General features: G+C 36.6%; 11 protein-coding genes and 1 tRNA gene. 8 read left to right on the top strand and 4 right to left on the bottom strand.

The annotated features are described in order from the left end of the window. The first annotated feature begins 115 nt into the window (after positions 1-115). The gene (locus tag WH267_RS08230) at positions 116-493 is read left to right on the top strand and encodes a VOC family protein (RefSeq protein WP_340007255.1); all 378 of its coding nucleotides are present in this window, start codon (positions 116-118) and stop codon (positions 491-493) included. A 98-nt stretch (positions 494-591) separates the two neighbouring features. On the opposite strand, the gene WH267_RS08225 is transcribed toward WH267_RS08230, so the two are convergent. From WH267_RS08225 to WH267_RS08210, 4 genes are all read right to left on the bottom strand, one after another. Then, positions 592-1,359 carry a LytR/AlgR family response regulator transcription factor gene (locus tag WH267_RS08225; RefSeq protein WP_340007253.1) on the bottom strand — a complete coding sequence of 256 codons (768 nt, stop codon included), beginning with the start codon at positions 1,357-1,359 and terminating at the stop codon, positions 592-594. Further along, positions 1,356-2,384 (bottom strand): sensor histidine kinase, encoded by a 1,029-nt coding sequence (locus WH267_RS08220; RefSeq protein ID WP_340007251.1) that lies wholly within the window; start codon positions 2,382-2,384, stop codon positions 1,356-1,358. The genes WH267_RS08225 and WH267_RS08220 overlap by 4 nt, the downstream gene beginning before the upstream one ends. 65 nt (positions 2,385-2,449) lie before the next feature. Next, positions 2,450-3,076 carry a hypothetical protein gene (locus WH267_RS08215; protein WP_340007249.1) on the bottom strand — a complete coding sequence of 209 codons (627 nt, stop codon included), beginning with the start codon at positions 3,074-3,076 and terminating at the stop codon, positions 2,450-2,452. A gap of 328 nt (positions 3,077-3,404) precedes the next feature. Continuing rightward, positions 3,405-3,992, bottom strand: coding sequence for a hypothetical protein (locus WH267_RS08210; protein ID WP_340007247.1), 588 nt, complete (start codon positions 3,990-3,992; stop codon positions 3,405-3,407). A 304-nt stretch (positions 3,993-4,296) separates the two neighbouring features. Between WH267_RS08210 and WH267_RS08205 the strand changes: the two genes are divergently transcribed. The 7 genes from WH267_RS08205 to WH267_RS08175 all read left to right on the top strand — a co-directional run bounded on the left by WH267_RS08205 (position 4,297) and on the right by WH267_RS08175 (position 20,418). After that, positions 4,297-4,381 (top strand) — tRNA-Ser (locus WH267_RS08205). A gap of 268 nt (positions 4,382-4,649) precedes the next feature. Continuing rightward, positions 4,650-6,899: a type VI secretion system Vgr family protein gene (locus tag WH267_RS08200; protein WP_340007245.1), complete on the top strand. Its 2,250-nt coding sequence runs from the start codon at positions 4,650-4,652 to the stop codon at positions 6,897-6,899. An 11-nt stretch (positions 6,900-6,910) separates the two neighbouring features. After that, positions 6,911-7,876, top strand: a complete 966-nt coding sequence (locus tag WH267_RS08195; RefSeq protein ID WP_340007242.1) for a T6SS effector amidase Tae4 family protein — start codon at positions 6,911-6,913, stop codon at positions 7,874-7,876. Between the two features lie 4 nt (positions 7,877-7,880). Beyond that, positions 7,881-8,210 (top strand): DUF4280 domain-containing protein, encoded by a 330-nt coding sequence (locus WH267_RS08190; protein WP_340007241.1) that lies wholly within the window; start codon positions 7,881-7,883, stop codon positions 8,208-8,210. A 907-nt stretch (positions 8,211-9,117) separates the two neighbouring features. Next, positions 9,118-12,900 carry a Pnap_2097 family protein gene (locus WH267_RS08185; protein ID WP_340007240.1) on the top strand — a complete coding sequence of 1,261 codons (3,783 nt, stop codon included), beginning with the start codon at positions 9,118-9,120 and terminating at the stop codon, positions 12,898-12,900. A gap of 3 nt (positions 12,901-12,903) precedes the next feature. Then, complete coding sequence (locus tag WH267_RS08180; RefSeq protein WP_340007238.1) at positions 12,904-14,193, top strand: flavin-containing monooxygenase; 1,290 nt, start codon at positions 12,904-12,906, stop codon at positions 14,191-14,193. Positions 14,194-14,223: 30 nt separating this feature from the next. Beyond that, positions 14,224-20,418, top strand: a complete 6,195-nt coding sequence (locus tag WH267_RS08175; protein WP_340007236.1) for an SDR family NAD(P)-dependent oxidoreductase — start codon at positions 14,224-14,226, stop codon at positions 20,416-20,418.

Raw genomic sequence — 20,418 nt, 5'->3', positions numbered from 1 at the left:
ATACAAATCTTATTAATACCCAATCTTTATATAAAGTAGAATATTATAATGAAAACATTGATATATTTGTGAAGTTTCAAATTGATTTAATATAAAAACTTAATAAAGAACAGGCATGAAAAAAGTAACAGCAATTGGAGGAATTTTCTTTAAATGTAAAGATCCGGAACAGGTAAACAATTGGTATAAAACCCATCTTGGAGTGGAAACCAGCCCATACGGAGCAAAATTTGATTGGAGAGAAACTGACTCTGAAAAAAAAGGATATACATTATGGAGTCCGTTTAAAGAATCTACCCAATATTTTGAGCCTTCAGAAAAAGATTTTATGATCAATTATCATGTGGCAGATATTGAATCCTTGGTAGAAGAATTAAAAAAAGAAGGAATTACGATCCTGGATGAAATTGCAACTTACGAATATGGAAAATTTGTTCATATTATGGATCCTGAAGGAAATAAAATCGAATTATTTGAACCGGCAGGAGAGTAGAAACCTGTTGCATCATAAAAATAAAAACTGTTTCTGAATGAAACAGTTTTTTGTTTTTAAATGGGTTTTATACTGTCTTATAGGATAATTATTTCAGGTTATTCTTCAATCCACCTGCGAAAAGCAGATGTATTTGCCTGGCTTGTAATCAGGTGGCTTTTATATCCTTTCATCTGAATGGCTACCGCATTCTTATTATACCGTTCTATTCTTACAACATGATGCTTCTGTACAAGTTCACTACGGTTGATTCTGAAAAATACCGAGGGATCGAGAAGTGATTCTATATCCTTCAGTGTAGATTCACTGAGTAGGTGCTTCTTACCGAATGTATCTATTGCGAAAACAATTCCTTCATCAGCTTCAAAGAAAGCTATATCTTCCGTATTAATAAAATACATTCCCTGATGGGAACTGACGGTAAAGCGCTGTTTATAGTTTTTCTCCGGCTGATTGTTATGTAACATCTTCTGAAGTTTCATCAGTATCTCATTCTCTACCGGATCTGATTTTTTTAATAATAGAAATTTATTCCATGCTTTTTTAAAACGATCCTGAGTAAAAGGTTTTAAAAGATATTCAATACCATTGCTTTCAAAAGCATTCATCCAAAACTGATCATAGGCAGTGGTAAAGATAATGGGGCAGGCAATACTTACCTGATCATAGATCTCAAAAGCATTTCCATCCAATAATTCTATATCTGAAAAAATGACATCCACCGTTGAATTTTTCAGAAAATCAATAGCACTTTCTATAGTATCAATTTCTGCAATAACCTTTACAGGATGCTCTAGTTCGCTGAGAAATCGTTTTAATTTATTCCTGGCTGGAATTTCATCTTCAATGATGATAACTTTTATCATATTTTCTCCGGAATTATAGGGATGATGATGGTGAATTCTGTTTCTGTTTTTACAATTTCCAAAGGCTGATCAGTGAATACAGAATATTGTTCTATAAGATTATTTAAAGCTCTTCCTGATATCTTTTTAATGCTTCGCTTAGGAATTCTATTATTGGTTACGGTTATATTTTTTCCTACATGAACGGTAATCAGAACAGGATGGGACGAGCTTCCAAGATTGTGCTGTACTGCATTTTCCAACAGCAGTTGCAGAGAAAGAGGTACCGTATTTCCTGTTATATTTTCATAGTCTGTCTGGAGCATATAGGCATTTCCATACTTGGAGCGTATCAGACTGAAATACTTCTCAGCAAAAGCCAGCTCTTCCTGTACGGAAATCAGTTTCTTATCGGAAACATCCAGAACATACCGGTAAATTTCTGCAAATTCATTGAGAAAATCGGAAGCTTTTTGTCTATCTTCTTCTATCAGCTGATCCAGAACATTAAGGTTATTGAACAGAAAGTGAGGATTAAGCTGAGTCTTCAACTGATTGATCTTGCTGTCTGACAATGCCTGCTCATACAGTAACAACTGTTTCTGGTATACTACATTTTTTTTATAATATCGGTAAGCAAGAAAAAAACTTCCATATACAAAGCCGTCAATAAGATCAGAAAAAGAGGTGAAAATAAATGTTTCTCTGTTAAAATTCTTTTCAATGGTTCCAAACGTAAGTGAGATCATAAAGCCTATCATGTTCATCACAAGGAGGTAAACTAATAATGATGAAGTGAAAATTTTAAAAATTTCCCTGCCTCTGAATTTGGATGACCTTTGCCATTTCTTGATGAATATATCGATGACAAAAAACAGGATGCAGGCGCTGATGAACGTTGCTACAGCTGCTTCAGGTGTGAAAATATATCTGTTCAGTGTTCTTCTGACAGTGACTCGTACATGAATAGACTGGATATAAGCAAATAAAAGAATAAACAGCAGGAAGTATCTGTTTTGGCTGATCTGTTTTAAAATGGTTTTCATGCAGTTATCAGAGATCTTTTTCACAAAAATAGCCCTATATTTTTTACAGGGCCGTTTTCTGAACATTATTTTTTCTTTTCAGGAAATGAAGCCGTAATATTTCCTTTATCATCCAGGAAATCCAGCTTAGCTTCATTGTTCTTATCCACACAGAATCTGGCGCGTGGCTGTCCTTTACTGTCAAATAAAAACAGACCGTTATTCTCATCTTTAGTTTTACCCAGCATCATTCGTGGAGCTCCTCCGATGAGTCCCTGGCTTTCATACTCTTTATATTTTTTCTGGAATGCTTCCGGATTCTTTTCCAGTGCATCAAGTTCTGTCATAATCTCCCCGGTTCTGATTTGGGATTCTTTTGCGGGACGATCATTGAAATAAAGTCCACTGGATACAATTCTTTTATCTCCTTTCTTATAATCCTGTGTTAACAGCTGCATTACCTGATCTCCGTCATATTGATCATAGGTCAGAGACAGTCCGGAACTGTGTCCGTTTTTATTCTTCTGCCCGTCATAGATAAAGCCACCACATTCAATTCCTTCTTCATTAAAAAAGAGCATTCCTGAACGTTTTTTTCTGGTTTTATTAGGAGCGCTGCCGTTTACTTTTTCTTCTCCGGATGGGAATTTGTCAACGTTGGTAATAATCATTTTTACCGTGCCGTCTTTTTCCACCACATTGATTCTTTCCACATCAATTTCAGTAAATTTCTGATGACCGTCTGTTTTGAATGCGGAAGCTGTTAAAAAGTTATTCCTATAACTGCTGCAAAAGCAAATGTTCTTAAAAAAAATAATTCCCTGTTCATAATGTTATCGTATTAATTGTTTTTATTTTGATGAATCAAAGCTATTACAATCACTTTTTCAGTTCAATGAAAAAATAATGAACGCAGGAAATAAAGGAATGAATGATGTATTTTTACAGATTAATAGGAAAGGCTTCAATCCGAATTTCGGATATAAAACAGCTCCGATCTATCTTCATAAATCGGAGCTGTTTTTTTATTGTGAGAAAATCTTACAGGCTAATGTTATCCAAAAGACTTTTTAGCTCATCAAGTGGGATATTAGTCCCTGAAGCTACAACACTATATCTGTTCCCTTCCAAATATTGGATACTTGTCATTTTATCATTTTCATACATGCTGTGATCAAAGTAAACCGACCAGCCTTTGTAATTTTTGATATTTGTTTTATCGCCTGGTTCTTCTACTGCTTTTAATTCCAGATAGCTCAAAAGATTTCCTTTAACCTGTTCTGCTCCAGCTCCGGCACCGTCTGTTACCATTAAATAAACATTTTTAGATCCTTTAGCATAGTTTGCTGTAGCATATGATCCTGTTTCTTTATCTTCAAAGGCGGTAGCTTCTGTAAGTTTAAACCCGCTAATTTCTTTTTTAAATTTGCTTTTAAAATCATCAGAACTGATAGGCTTTAATTTCTTAAGCTCTTTAGCCAGATTTTCAACTTTTATGGAATCAGAATCATTCTTCTGCATATATTCTGTAGCTGCCGTCAAGGGCTGACTGGCAAAAAGGGTGTTAGATCCTAGGGTAACTGTCAACGCAACCGCTAAAATCCCTGCTCCCCAATAAGAAAACTTCATAATAATTAATTTTTTTTATTCCGACAGGCATTGCAAAAAATGAACCAAATAGAAATATTCAGATTAATTTCTGATTGGTACTCCTTTTTTCTTCAGGAACACAAACGTTTTTTCTCCAAAAGTGGGATGAACAGGAGGAAAAGTAGCAGGCCAGAATTTATTTTACATAAAATTATAAAAATAATTGATCTGATTTTTAGCCGATTATTAAGTTTTGTTAAAATTTGTGTTGAAAAAGTTTTGCGGAAATTAAAAAACGTTCTATATTTGCACCACTGAAAACAACGATACAATCGGAGTTTAAGGAGAGTTGGCAGAGTGGTCGATTGCGGCAGTCTTGAAAACTGTTGACTGTAACAGGTCCGGGGGTTCGAATCCCTCACTCTCCGCAATAAAGCAGAAAAAACCTACTGATTACAGTAGGTTTTTTTTTATCAAAGTTTTTTTCCACATTTTTCCTATATTTCTTTAAGCAATACATAAAAAGCTGGTTCACCTGTTAAAATTGGTTTCACATTCTGGATAAAAGCAAAATTTTCATAGAATCTTAACAATCGCAGCTCTACTACACTTTTAAAAATTTAACAGAAACTTTATATCTGTCATGATATTTTCTCTACCTTTAGTGATATAATATCAAAAACACACAAATGTATAATGAAAAAAAACGTCTCAAATTCTGAGAGGATTTCCGAGAACCATATAGCAGGTATTAACCGTGTGGTCAAGCTTGATGTTGTGGTTAATGGAAAACTTATCAGTCACTTTAAACACTTCCGTTTACAGCAGAGTGCCAGGAAACACCATTACTTTGAGCTTACTTTAGCACATGACTCTCTTGATGAAAGACAGAGCTATAATTTAGAACAGGCACAGCAGTTTCTGGGGAAACGTCTGACCGTTACTTTTAAATATAAAGATGCTGAAAACGAAAGCCCCGAAAGAACATTTGTTGGTGTGGTTACAAAAGTGGCATTCAGTCAGGAAAAAATGAGCCTAGGAAATATTGTACTCAAAGGCTGCAGTCCAACTATACTAATGGATTCTGCACCCCATACTCAAAGTTTTGGAGGCAGTCAGACCGTCAACACTTCTGTCATTGCTGACAACATCATTAAAGAGACATTGGGAACAACTCAATTTGATTTTAGAATAGACACCCAAAATAAAGGCTATATTAACTATAGTGCTCAATATTGTGAAACTCATTATAATTACCTGACAAGATTAGCAGAAGCCTATGGAGAGCAATTTTACTATGATGGGTATGTTTTACATTTTGGAAAACTTCCACCTCCAACTGAAAAACCTCTCCAACTTATTTATGGAAGTAATATTACAGATGTACAGGTAGAGTTAAAAGCAGTTCATACAAAACCCGAATACTTTGGTTATAACAGCAGCAGTCATGCTAAAATGAATGGTTCTGACAATGCTATAAAGCATTTAGGAGACCTATCATCCAAAGCCTATGAGCTGAATAAAAATATTTTTAAAACCCGTTCACTGACTCCCACCCCTATTAATGCCAATATATTTTTGGATGTGGATGATTCCCAAAGAAGTGCAAGAGGAAGTAAAGCTGTAGAAGTTTTTACTGTATCTGGGAACACAACTATTCCTTTCCTGTTTGTAGGTTGTATAGCAGATATAGACATGAGAAAACAGGACAGTAACAAGACCTCTCACTTTACAACTTTGATGATAACAGAGGTGAGCCACGAAGTTGATGCAAGAGGATATTATACGGGAAGTTTTGAAGCTATAGCCGAGGGAACAGGCTTCATGCCTAAACCTGATTTTGTGATGCCAAAAGCAGAGCCACAGGTAGCCACTGTAGTTTCCAATATCGACCCTTTAAATCAAGGAAGAATACAGGTGCAGTTTGATTGGCAGTTAAATGATACCACTCATTTTATCAGAATGATGAGTCCTGATGCTGGGGGAACAGGTGCCATAAGCCAGAACAGAGGCTTTGTAGCTGTTCCAGAAATTGGAGACCAGATAATGGTTAACTTTGAATATCATAATCCAGACTTTCCTTTTGCAATGGGTGGAATGTTTCATGGTGGTGTAGGATTGGGGGGTGGTATGGATAACCGTGTAAAATCCCTACAAACCAGAAGTGGACACAGGTTAGTGTTTACAGAAGATGAGAGTATTTTACTGACAGATAAGAGTGGTAATGAGTTGAGATTTGATACAGAGGGAAGCAACATAAACATTACAGCCCCTGAAACCATTACAATAAAATCCAAGAACCTAAAGTTTGATATTGAAGAGAATATTGAAACCAAGGCAGGCAAGAACATGGATACCAATATTGGGCAGAACATTAAGATTATTGCTAAGCAAGAGATAAGCCAAGACAGTGGGAAGAAAACTATCATCAATGCTGGAACCAATACCGAAATATCAGCAAAAGCTCACTTAGACCTTTATGGTAAAGAAAAGCTCATTGGGTATACAGATGGACAAACTGAATTTGGAGCAAAGGACAGAATGCATGTGTACGGAGCAAACTCATTATTGACTGCTAAAGACAAAATTGAGTACAAAGCTCCACAAATGAATAAACTCCCTCAAAATGGAGAGTTTGATTATACAAAAGAAAAACAGATTGCATCAATGTATTGGGCTTATGAAGAGGAAAATACTTCTCTAATGGATGGTTCCAAGTTTTTTGTTGACATGAATCTTATTGTTCAAACAAGAAACTACGAAGAGGGAGAAGGTATTGATGTAACTATAAAGTCCGATGATGGAGAGCCTTTAGCAGAAGGACTAGATGAGCTTACTTTATCAGGAACAGTAGACAGAGATGGAACAGTAATCTTTAAGGAGCCTTTAAAGACTTACACTCTTGAACTTATGACAGAAGAAGAAATAGAATCGGAAAATACATAAACACGCTTATCATGGATATTAATAACTTTATACCAACTCTACTAGAGCAACGAAGAGGTATTATTGCCACAAGTGGAAACCAACAGACAAGACCAGTACAGGTTTTAAGACCTAGCTGGAGAGATATGATTAAAAATTACCCTAATAGCTCTGTAGATGTAAACACCCTATACACCGATATTGGAAATGGATTACTTGGTATGTTGAAACAAAATAGTGCATGGGAAAACACTTGTGCATTTAGAATGAGCAGAGGTCTGAATTACAGTGGGTTTAAATTACCAAATAATAATTCAAATTATAAAGCAAAAGGAACAATAGGAGGAGTTCATAAAGGTGATGATAAATTGAATTATTGGTACAGGGTACGTGAATTAGCTCCATATTTGTCTGACCATCTAGGAAAACCAGAAATTGATATAAAATTAGATAAAATTGAAATGCCAGCCAATCTCAGAAAGAAAAACAATCTTACACAATCAGAATGGGCACAATTGTGGAATAGTAAGAAAAAAGTTTCACAAGCTGATTGGGCACAAATACACAATGCTAAAGGCATAATAACTTTACAATTAATAATTATAAGTTTAATTATCTTCAGCAATCAAATTTATGGTCAAACAAAAGATGATAAAATTAAGTATATGAAGAAATATGCTTATTGTAATTGTATATATGTAAATAATAATAAATTAGATGCTACTTATTTAAACGATAAGTTTCAATTAAGTGATAAATCTGAAAATCTATTTATTGATTTAGGTAAAATTTCTAATAAAGAAAGTGCTAAAATTAGAGAATTTACTGAAAAACAATCTAAAGACATAGCAACTCTTGAATCATCTTATCATTCTGAAACAGGTAGAAGTTATACAGTCGTAGCAGATTGCTTACATTTCTATGAATCTCAAGAACTAGATAGTTATATCAAAAAAATTATTGGAGTGACACCCAAAAAGAAAACTTCAAAAAAATGATAAAATGCCAAATCATATTACAGACACCACCCAGCTAAAATGTGATAAAGGATCTGTACCAACACCTATCACAGTAACCAGTCAATCTTTTATGAACATTGAAGATAAGCTACAGGCTACAGAGGAAGACAAGCAACCTAACAGTAATATCAAACCTTTTGGAGTATGCAGTGTTTTAAGGTCTTCCTGCACTCCTTCACCTGTTAAATGGGACAATACCTCTGATTTTGAAATTGAGGGTAAAAAAGAGCTGTTGGACAGCTCTACTTGTCAGTGTTCTGTTGGTGGTAAAATATCTGTTGTAAAGTCAGCCCAGAACTTTGTTGAAGAGTGAAATATAGACTGATTTTAATACTAAAATACAATCTATTATTTGTTTAAATAACTAGTTTATAATCATTTTGTTATAATGTGAAATAATGACTTTTTTTATTTTGATGAACATTCATTTTTACCATCACCAGGGCAGAACAAAATATTTTCTGTCAGGTAAATGATTGGATAGTGTCAAAACAAAACATAATTTATCCTTTACTTCCCTAAATTAGTCTGGCACAAACAATATATTTATTCCAAAGTTGCTGCTTCATAATCTCTACTATGAAACACTCTGTTTAGTTACCCGTTATTGAAAAAAACTCATAAGTTTAGACTTTCAGTTCATAGCCCAAACCGTTACCTCATTTTTCTTAGGATATCAATTATATACCCTTGTTTCTTCTTTAATCGGTGATATATTCTCTTCTTTATTTAAACGAAATTAATTATTATTTTCCTTTTAATGCTATTAATTTATGTTGTAATTATTTGATTTATTGCAATGTTATGAATGTTTTTCTATAAAATTTCTATTTCATTTGTGCGTGAATTTTAATGGTGCTATATTGGCAATCTAAAAACCAGGAACTTAATAATTAACTTATTGGTAGTATTCACTACTTAGCAAAATCACCTTACTATAATCTTTATTCCAAAGAGGGATAGGATAGAAGTAAACATGATATCATTTTTGTTGAGAGATTAACTAGTAAAAGTTGAGCATTTTTAAATTTTAAACATAGGATGGAGTTACATAATTATACAATAATTGAAAGTAGAATTTCAATGAGATTTTTGGAATTAAACCAAGATTTCTATCTGAAAAATATATTTTTTTTTAATCTGTATACCCTATAAAAAAGGCAATACATGGTAGCAAAGAAACAGCTGATAGAGCAGGAATTTGCTAAATATTGTAAATTATGACAGAAACTTTTTTTACACAAGGTAAAGATTATACTTTAGGGATGCCTCATTTATCCCTAACCGGTCTCTCCGAAAATTGGTTCTTAAAAGAATTTGGTGATCATCACTGGAATTTGATTTCTGGTAGTCTGGGAATTTCTACAGACAAACTTGTAGATCATTCTGGTGAACGTCTCTATGCCAGTTTTGTCAGAATAAAATGGGAATCAGATAAAGATTTATCTGCATTTAAAGAAAATGACCCGATCCGAATTACCAGCGAAATTTCCAGATTCGGTAATAAAATGTTCTTTTCAGAACAGGAATTAACAGGAGCAGATCATAAAATAAGGGCTTCATTAATGACTGTATTTTCTGCAAGAACTACAGACAATACAGAATTGCAAAAGTCAGCTCCCGTAAAGCAGGCAGACGAAAAAACAATAACGCATAAAGAATTACCTGAATTTGCCAAAGGATTTCTGCAGATGAAAAGCAATTTGTCGGATACAGATAAATCAGAGTGGTGGCATACATTTGCCGGGAACAGTTTTAAAGTTACTTCTCATTGTATTGCTCAATATACTTATCAGATAGATCCATTCTCTGATATTAATGGTGTTGGACTGTTATATTTTGCTTCCTATCCAATGATTAACGACCGTTGTGAACGTAAGGTCTTTAACGAAATACTGGATATTGAGGATAGTGACTGGACCCAATCCAATGTTTGTTTGTCCCGCGATATTTTTTATTTCGGAAATGCAAACCCAAAAGATGAGCTGGTTTATGAACTGAATCATTATGAATTCCTGGAAAAAAATAAAATTCAAATCTCTTCTTCAATATACCGAAAAGCAGATCGGGCACTGATTTCCAAACAGTTTGTTGTTCGTGAATTTAAAAAAGAATGGACAGCGGAAATAGAGAAACATTCAGATGAACAAACAAGACCGTTTGTACAGCAGTCTGAAAAGATTGAAGATTTTACAGAAAACAGAACCTGTATAGAAAGAACAGAATTGATTCAAAAGATTGGAGGAATTTTATCCGAAATGCTTGGAGGAGTAACCATTTCATCCAAAACTGATTTATCTCTTCTTGGAATCGAATCTATTTTGTTTATGGAACTTTCTGAGCAACTGAATATTGACCTGAATTTGAATACAAATCCTAGTAAGTTTTATGGAGCACAGAACTGTGAAGAAATTGCTGATATAGTTTTGAACAGATCGGGAAACACAGTTAAAGCATTCGAAATTGAAAAGGAAAAAACGAAGGACGAAATTGCTATTGTAGCAACCAGCTTCAAATTGCCCGGAGCGAATACAGCAGAAGCTTTTTGGGAAATCTTGAAATCCGGAGAATCAGTCATTGGGATTTTACCAGAGGGAAGATGGGAATGGCCGAAAGAAATAAATCCACAAATCTTACATAAAGGAATAGATAAAGGAGGTTTTATTACCGGACTGGATGAATTTGATCCTTCCTTTTTCTCTATTTCTCCCTTAGAAGCTGAATTAATGGATCCACAACAACGTTTGCTTCTTCAGCTATCCTGGGAGCTTTTTGAGCGTGCAGCATATCATCCGGACAGGTATAGAGGAAAAGATATCGGAGTATTTATCGGTGCAAGCGGAAGTGATTATGAACAGCTTTCATACAACTCTACATCTGGAATCAGTGTAACCGGAAGCGCATCTGCACTTCTTTCCAATCGTATTTCCTATTTCTTTGACCTAAAGGGGCCTAGTAAAACAGTTGATACGGCTTGTTCGTCGTCATTGGTTGCCCTGCATGATGCGATTTTGGCATTACAGGCAGGAATATGTACACAAGCCATAGTTGGTGGAGTTCATTTGATGTGTAACAGTGCAAAAACCATCTCATATTATACTTCAAAAATGTTAAGTGAAGATGGAAAATGCAGTACGTTTGATCAAAATGCAAATGGTTATGTACGGGCTGAAGGAGCTGTCTTGTTCTTATTGAAACCACTGAGTGAAGCAGTGGCAGATAACGATGAAATTCTTGGAACGATCAAAGGATCAGCTGTTAATCACGGAGGAAGAGTAAGCGGAATAACCGTTCCCAATCCTAAACAGCAGTCTGAATTGGTTATTGCTGCATTAAAAAATGCAAATTTAACGATGAGTGATTTGTCTTATCTGGAAGCTCATGGAACAGGAACATCATTGGGTGATCCAATTGAAATCAACGGACTGAATGATGTTGCTAATAAAATGAATGGTGAAATAAGACCTAATAGCTGTGGACTTGGTTCTGTAAAAAGTAACATTGGTCATCTGGAGGCAGCCTCCGGTTTAGTAGGTGTTCTGAAGGTTTTACTGGCAATGAAGCATCGGCAAATTCCTCCTACCATCAACTATAAACAGTTAAATCCTAAAATAGATCTGAACTCAGGTCCTTTCTACATACAGCAGAATCTTCAGAAATGGGTTTCTGAAAATGAAAATAATACACTTTTTGCCGGGGTAAGCAACTTCGGTGTTGGAGGAACCAATGCTCATGTAATAATTGGATCTCGTATCGAACAAGAAAGAATTCAGAAAGTAAGAGATACATCCAGTCCATTATTGTTTGTGCTTTCCGCAGTTACTGCTGAAGCTTTACGGGAACTTGCCAGAAAGCTGAAAAAATACATCCTTCAAAATGAGAATACAGACTTGCAGGCACTGTCTGCAACATTGCAGATGGGAAGGGCTGAATTAGGGCAACGAATTGCTGTTATCTCTTCTGAAAAGGAAGAATTAATGTCTGCACTTGAAGATTTTGAGCATCACAAACCCAATAATAGATTGGTTCACGGGAAAGCAAATCCGGATACTGCAAAAGTCCTTCCGGAAAATGCTGACTGGGACCAAATTGCAGCATATTGGGTAGCCGGAGGAACAGTTAATTGGAAACAGTATATTTCTTCAAATATTAAATGGTTAACTGATTTACCGGTTTATCCGTTTGCAAAAGAAAGATATTGGATTCCTGGTTCAAAAAAAGATAAAGTAAAAAATTATAAATCCCATGAGATTTGTAACCACGATAGATCCTGTTTAACTGATGAACTGATCAATTGTTTAATTCCGGATTTAGCGGGGTGGATAAACAAAGACTTTGGGTTATTATTTCCTGAATTAATTCGTGGAATATTTAAGGACAATCATTCTGGTAAACAATATATTCTGAAAAATGTATTCTGGACAGAAGAGAATATGGATTTAAAATCTGGAGACCAGGTTCCATTGAGAATCATCAGAAAAGATGAAGCAGAATATTTTGAATTCAGCAAATCCGGAAAACCTTTGTTTTTTGGTGAAGTGCATGAATGTAATAGGGAAGATGAGTATAATAAGATCAATTCCCGGGAAGAAAAACAATTGAATCAACTGGATTCACAGCTGCTGAACCGCAAATTACAGACCGTTCACAACCCTTGCAGAATTCTTGAAATTCATGCAGGAAAAAATAGTTTTGATGGAATAATAGAAGTAAGAACAGGAACTCTTTTCAACATATTTCAGGGACTCTGGACTATTCGTAAAATACTGGCTTCTGTCAACTCAAAGACAGTCAATTATTCAGCAGAACCAAAAGATTTACTTCCCTATTTTTCGGAAGAAATCAATATAAAAGGAGATTTAAATCCACTAATGCCATTTAAAATCAAGAAAACCAAAAACAGTTATGACTTTCTGTTATTCAACTCTCAAGGTATCATGCAATTTGCATTCAAAGGAGTAAGAGAAGGAGAAATGATAACGGAATTTTTGTATCAAAATTAAACTATGAGTAAAATCTGTATTATTGGCGGAGGGCCTAGCGGTATTTCCATCGCGCGTAAGCTTTCCACATCCGGAATTGAATATGATTTATACGAAGCTGGAGCCGATTTCGGCGGAGTATGGAATGCAAATGAGCTTTGTGGCCGGGTTTATGAATCTGCTCATCTTATCTCATCAAAGAAAATTACTCAGTTGATGGATTTCCCAATGCCAGAGAGTTATCCGCATTATCCCAAACACGAATTAGTACTCAATTATTGGAGAGAAGTAGCCAGATCTTCAGGGGTTTATAAGCATGCCCGATTCAATACAGCAGTAAAATCTGTTCGTAAAGAAGAAGATGGTTGGAGGATAAATACTGAAAATGGACATTCCGAGTATTATGACTTTGTAATTGTATGCAATGGTTTGCAGCGTATCGGGAGATTTCCCAAATTGAATTTTTCTGATTATACAGGAGAAGTCCTTCATTCCCTGAATTATAAAGGATCTCATCAGATAGCAGGTAAACGAGTTCTGGTAATGGGTGGCGGAAATTCAGGTTGCGATATTGCGGTAGATTGTGTTCATCATTCTGCAGCAGTATTTCATAGTACCAGAAGAGGGTATTATTATCAGCCGAAATTTATCAATGGAATGCCAACTTCAGACTGGATGCTTTCACTTGGAAATAAATTTGACTCAAAAGAAGAAGGAATGGCTTACATAGAGCAGGTGTTTAAACTTGCCGGGTTCGACGGAACAGACTTTGGATTACCAAAACCTGATTACCCGATTCAAGAGGCACATCCGATTCTGAATTCACAGATTCTGTATTATATCGGCCATGGATCCATTGAACCAAAACCGGATATCAGTAAACTGGAAGGGAAAATAGTTCAATTCGAAGACGGAACAGAAACCGAAATTGACCTGATTATCTGCGCCACAGGCTATGACCGTGACTTTTCATTTCTTGAAAAAGGGTTAATTGATATGAAAAATGGAGTTCCCGACTTTTTCCTTCATATGGTTCCAAAAAGTATGGATAATCTGCTGTTTGTCGGATTCATTAATTCAGCCACAGGTTTTGGAAGTTTTATTGAGTCGAGTGCTAATTTTTGCGTGGAGTATATCCATGCCATCCGATCCGGGAAAAAAGGCCTTCAGCAATTCAAAGAAGCAAAAAATGAAAATATTCCGGATATGGGACAACGGAATTTCCTCGATTCATACAGACATCAATGGGAAGTTGATCTCTGGAAATATCTCAAAGAAGTCAATTATTACACCGATATGTTAACTAACTCCTAATTCACTTTTATGGATCCTATTCAGAGTAAAATGAAAGCCTACCTAGAGAATGAATTAATAGAACTTGCCCGCAAATCACTTGTTGAAAAAGTAAAAACTCCTGACACTATTGCTGCACACCAAGCTACTGCATTATCATCAGAAATGCATCTTACTTTTATTGAACAGGAACTTACCGAACAATTGTCGGCATTAATAAAGCTTCCACTTGATAAAATTGATGTAAACAGTGGTGTTTCTCAATATGGTATGGATTCGTTGCTCATTACAGAATTTATCAAACGTCTTAGCAGCAAATTTTCTGTTGAACTGCATGCTACCATTTTTTTTGAAGCCAGAAATTTAAAGCGATTGGCGGAAATTATTTATCAAAAAAATCCGGAATTGTTCCAGGAAGGAAAATCGACTGTAGAAATAACAGAAAGAGAGGTCTCCGGGGCTGATTCTGTTATGAAAGCAGAAACACATGCTGAAGAAAAAGCATTGCTGGAAAAATACAGAAGAGTGTTTTTAAGTAAACAGACTGACCATACGAAAACCCTGGCAATAGAAGAAAAAATAAAACCTTCAGTCTATGAACCGATTGCTATCATCGGAATAGATGGAATGTTTGCAAAAAGTCGTTCCGCAGAGGAATTATGGGAACATCTTAGAAATGAAGATAATTGTATCGAAAGTATTCCTGCTGACCGATGGAATTGGGAAAATCACTTTGGGAACCCACAGAAAGAGAATAAAACGAATGTCAGATGGGGTGGATTTATTCCTGAAATTGATCAGTTCGATCCTGAATTTTTTACCATTTCACCGAAAGAGGCAGAACTCATGGACCCTCAACACAGGCTCTTTTTGCAGAGCGTCTGGAAAGCTATTTACCGCTCAGGCTACAGCACAGCCTCGCTCTCTTCAAAGAAAATAGCTGTGTTTCTGGGAATCAATCTCATGGATTATCAGCTCAAGCTACAGAAGTTACCGCTGGATGCCATGACCTTGACGGCTGCATCGCATGTCTTCTGCCCAAGCAGAATCGCATTCCAGTTGAATTTAAATGGACCATGTCACGTTATTGACACAGCTTGTTCCAGTTCTCTGGTAGCTATTCATAGAGCTGCACTTGCTATTCAGAACGAAGGTTGTGAAATGGCAATTGCAGGAGCTGCAAATATCATGATGGATCCTACGATGCATATTCAATATGCCAAAACAGGAATGATCTGTGAGGATGGACGTTGTAAAACTTTTTCAAAAGAGGCAAACGGATATGTTCGGGGAGATGGAGTAGGAGCCGTTATTTTGAAGAAGTTAAGTGCTGCTGAGAGAGACAATGACCCGATTCTCGGTGTAATTGTGGGCTCTTCGGAAAATCATGGCGGTGCCTCTGCTTCGTTAACTGCCCCGAATCCGCTTGCACAGGCAGAACTGATCAAAGAAACGATCCGAAAATCCTCCATAGATCCAAGAACCATCAGCTATATTGAAGCGCATGGAACCGGGACAGCATTGGGAGACCCGATTGAAATCAACGGTATGAAAATGGCTTTTTCTGATTTGTTTTCAGAACAAGGAATCAGCAGTCCACCCAATGGATACTGTAAAATAGGTTCTGTAAAAACCAATATCGGTCATGCTGAAACGGCTGCAGGACTTGCAGGGCTTGCAAAGGTGCTATACAGTATGAAGCATCGCTATATTCCCAAATCATTGCATTCGGAAGATATTAATCCGATGATTGATCTGAAAAATACACCGTTTATTATTGCTCAGAGTGGTGATAATTGGGAAGAAGTTCAATTAAATGGACAAAAGTATCCATTAACAGCTGGAATAAGCTCTTTTGGTGCCGGTGGTTCCAATGCACATATTCTTGTTACTGCCTATCAGGATAAAAATAAGCAGCCTGTTCAGAAAGAGAAAAAGAAACTGATAGTTCCCGTTTCAGCCAAGTCTGAAGATAGTTTAAAAAAGTATATTATTGCTTTACGGGCATTTTTATTGGGAGATTCTCATCAAAGAAAACCTGCACTATCTTATATATTGAAGAAGGAATTACTTCGATGGTTTTCAGATCACCTGAGCATTTTGCAAACAGAGATCAGACCCGACATGAGTTTTGAAGAACTGAATATTCAGCAATTTGACCTCGTTACTTTTGCTGTCTATTTTTCAGATCACTGGAACATTGATCAACTCCAGCATGAAATTATAAATACCACATCCGTTGCTCATTTAATAACTCATATTGAAAGCAAATGGGGAAAAGAATTACAAGCGTTTTATAAACTGCCGGCTGTAGAGGAGAATATAAGAACCGATATTTCTCTTCACAATCTGGCTTATACTTTACAGGTAGGACGAGATGAATTCCAGTATCGTTTAGCCTTTGTTACAGATTCAATTGAAGATTTATTGCAGCAGTTGACAGCTTACCTGGATAACGTCTCTTCTCCGAAAAAATATTTTGAAGGAAATACACGAAAAGATAAGATAGAATTGTTGCTTACCGGAGAAGCTGGAAAAGCATATATTGATGCAGCAGTTCGTTTTTCAGAATTGAATTCATTGGCTGGTTTATGGACAAAAGGAGTGCAGATAGACTGGGAATTATTAAATTCTTCCCATGTTAAAAAAATAGAATTGCCACCTTATCAGTTCAAAGAAAAGCGTTTTTGGATAGAAGTAAATGATAGAAAACCGGATGAAACTGCAGAAAAGTTGCCGGTAATTATCCACAAAAATCTTGATGCCACATCAGAAACAGCTTCAGTGAGTTACTACCAAAGTACCTGGAAACAGGAAAATCTTGTGCCGGATGCAGATGGTACTTTATCCCCAGCCGCTACAATTGTTTTGATCGATGCTTCGGAAGAGCTTATCGCTTCAGTATCGGAATCTCTGGACTGTAAAGTCCTTCATCTTTCTTCATCTTCTTCTGTTGATCTGTTTGAAAGAGTAAAGAAAGAGATTCTTAAAAGTATCACCAGCAAATCACCATTGAATCTTACTGTTGCGGGATTAACTTCTCACTATCATTGCTTTGGATTTTTACGCGGATTAATCAAATCAGCAGAGCAGGAATGTTCCTGGTTTACAGGAAGAATTCTTGGACTGGAAGATTTTAATGCTCCTGAAAAATGGGTGCAGATCCTAAAAAATGAACTCAATACTGCTTCCAAAGAGATCCGCTACCAAGGAGTAATCCGATCAGTGTGTACGCTGAGGTCTGTGGATCTTACGGATAGCCGAAGTATTTCCTTTCGCCCGGAAGGGGTATACCTTATTACAGGCGGATTTGGCGGTTTAGGTATCCAGTTGGCCCAGCACATCAGCAGGAATTATCCAACAGCTACAATTATTCTATCAGGACGGAGAACAGCCAATGCAAAGCAGCAGGAGTTACTGTCAGATCAACCTTCATGGAGATACCTTCAAACCGATGTAAGCGATACCGTTTCTGTTGAAAGACTCATAAGCCAAATCAAAGAGGAATATGGATATCTGACCGGGCTCATTCATGCTTCGGGTGTTCTAAGAGACAGTTTATTGGTTCAGAAAACCTACGAAGAAATCAAAGCAGTGTTTGATCCTAAGATTTCAGGGATTATAAATCTGGACGAGGCAACCAAAGATGAATCTCTGGACTTTTTTGTTAATTTTTCTTCTGTATCTGCCATATTGGGCAATATTGGTCAGTCAGATTATGCATCCGCGAATGCCTATCTGGATGATTACACACATTACCGTAATATTTTAGTTGAACGCGGAGAAAGACACGGACAGACTCTGAGTATAAACTGGCCGTTGTGGCGTTCTGGTGGCATGCAGATCGATGAGTCCTCAGAACAGTACTTAAAGCGACATTGGGGAATGGAACCTCTTCCAACCAATTTGGGAATGGAAGCTCTGGATGCTATTTTGAAAAGCAACTGTTCTGTGGCGGGATTGGTATACGGTGATCAGGATATTCTCGAAAAGAAATTTTATAATCAACCTGTAATTGCTTCTAAGAAACCAGTGTTGAAACCGGTTATTGATAAAACAATGCAGGAAGAAGTATTTCGAAATAATCTGCTAAAGCTGGCCGCTGATATATTGAAGTTGGATGCTGCAGAAATGGATACGGAACTTGAATTCGGTGAATTTGGTTTTGACTCGATTTCACTGACCCAGTTTTCCAATGCGCTGAACGAAGCCTATGATCTTCATCTGATGCCTACCATTTTCTATAACTATCCTACACTTCATGAGCTAGGTTCATTCCTGCTGGAAGAACATACCGATCATGTGGTAAAGGAAAATACATCATCTTTCGAAGCAAACGAATCAGTTTTCGATATTCCGGAAGAAATAGAAAATGAAGAAACAGTAAAAATACATTCACAAATAATTGAACGGGAAGAAGTGGCAATTGTTGGTATTGCCGGGAGACTGCCAGGAGCAAAAAATCTGGATATCTTCTGGAAAAATCTGGTCAATAAACATGATGCAATTTCGGAAATTCCTGCAGACAGATGGAGTTGGAAGAATTATTTCGGCGACCCGTTTAAAGAAAAAAATAAAACTAAGGCAATTCATGGCGGATTCATTACCGACATTGACAAATTTGACGCCTTGTTTTTTAATATTTCTCCGCATGAAGCAGAGTTGATGGATCCGCAACAACGCATTACACTTGAATTGGTCTATCATTTATTTGAGAATGCTGCCATTCGTCCAGAAGATTTAAAAGGAACAGATACCGGAGTTTTCGTTGGGGTTTCATCCACAGATTATTCCGTTCTGCTAAAAGAACATGCAGATGTAGTAAGTGAAGCCCATTTTTCCACGGGATATTCTCATGCTGTTTTGGCCAATCGAATTTCTTACCTGTTTGATCTGCATGGTCCTAGTGAGGCTATTGATACAGCTTGCTCCAGTTCGTTGGTTGCAATTCACCGGGCGGTTGAAAACATCAGATCCGGAAACTGTTCTATGGCTGTTGCCGGAGGAGTTAATGCTTTACTGGCTCCCGACTTAACATTGTCATTTACACAGGCTGGAATGCTTAGTGAAGATGGAAGATGTAAAACATTCGACAAAAAAGCAAATGGCTATGTACGTTCGGAAGGAGTCGGATTTATTTTGCTGAAATCATTGAAACAGGCAGAAGAAGATGGAGATACCATTTTCGGAATTATTAAAGGGAGTAATGAAAATCATGGCGGAAAAGCCAATACATTAACATCTCCGAACCCCAAAGCACAGAAAGATTTATTGGTAAATGCCTATTTGAAAAGTGGAGTTTCTTTGACGGATGTAACCTATATTGAAACTCATGGTACCGGAACTCCTCTTGGAGATCCGATTGAAACGGAAGCATTAAAAGCTGCTTTTAAAGAAATTGCTGCCGTTCAAAATTTACCGATAAAGAATAAATTATTTTGTAAGCTCGGAAGCGTAAAAACAAATATCGGTCACCTTGAATCCGCTGCAGGAATTGCTGGTGTACTTAAAGTGATTCTTAGTATGCAGCATCAAACATTGCCAGGCAATCCTCATCTTACTTCTCCAAATGAATATCTGGAGCTGGAAGGAAGTCCGTTTGAACTGGTAAAAGAAACACAACACTGGAAATCCGATAACCCGAGAATTGCAGGAGTGAGCAGCTTTGGATTTGGAGGCTCAAATGCCCATGTAATTGTACAGGAATATTCTAAAAAAACACCGGATTATTCTTCAGGAAATGAACCGGTTGTGATTTGTTTATCTGCCAATACGAAGTCTGCACTTCAACAATTGAAGAGTAATTACCTGAATTTTATTCAGGAAAATAAGCATACTGATCTGAAAAATATGGCCTATACACTCCACATTGGGAGAGAGGAACTCAAATACCGTTGGGCAACAGTTGTCTCTGACGTAGAGGAACTGAGAGAAAATCTTTATGAAAATAAGGCTGAGAAAGTATTTGAAGGAATGGTAAGCAAATCAAAAGGAAAAAAAATAGGAGAGCTTCAGGAACTGACGGAACTGGCAACTGCTTGGGTTGAGGGCTACATTGTGGATTGGACGAAACAATACAAGAACAAACAACCTGTTAAGTTGCAATTGCCCAATTATCCGTTTGCCAAAAACAGACACTGGATCCCGGTTAAATCAATTGGATTGAAACCAGTAATTGTTGTTAAAGAAACCATGGAAACAAAACATTCCGGAAAGCTGCATCCCTTGTTGCATCAGGTGAAATAA

It is taken from the genome of Chryseobacterium sp. MYb328, from assembly GCF_037572595.1.
Classification (GTDB): Bacteria; Bacteroidota; Bacteroidia; order Flavobacteriales; family Weeksellaceae; genus Chryseobacterium; species Chryseobacterium pennae.
This window is presented reverse-complemented; position numbering and strand designations above follow the sequence as displayed.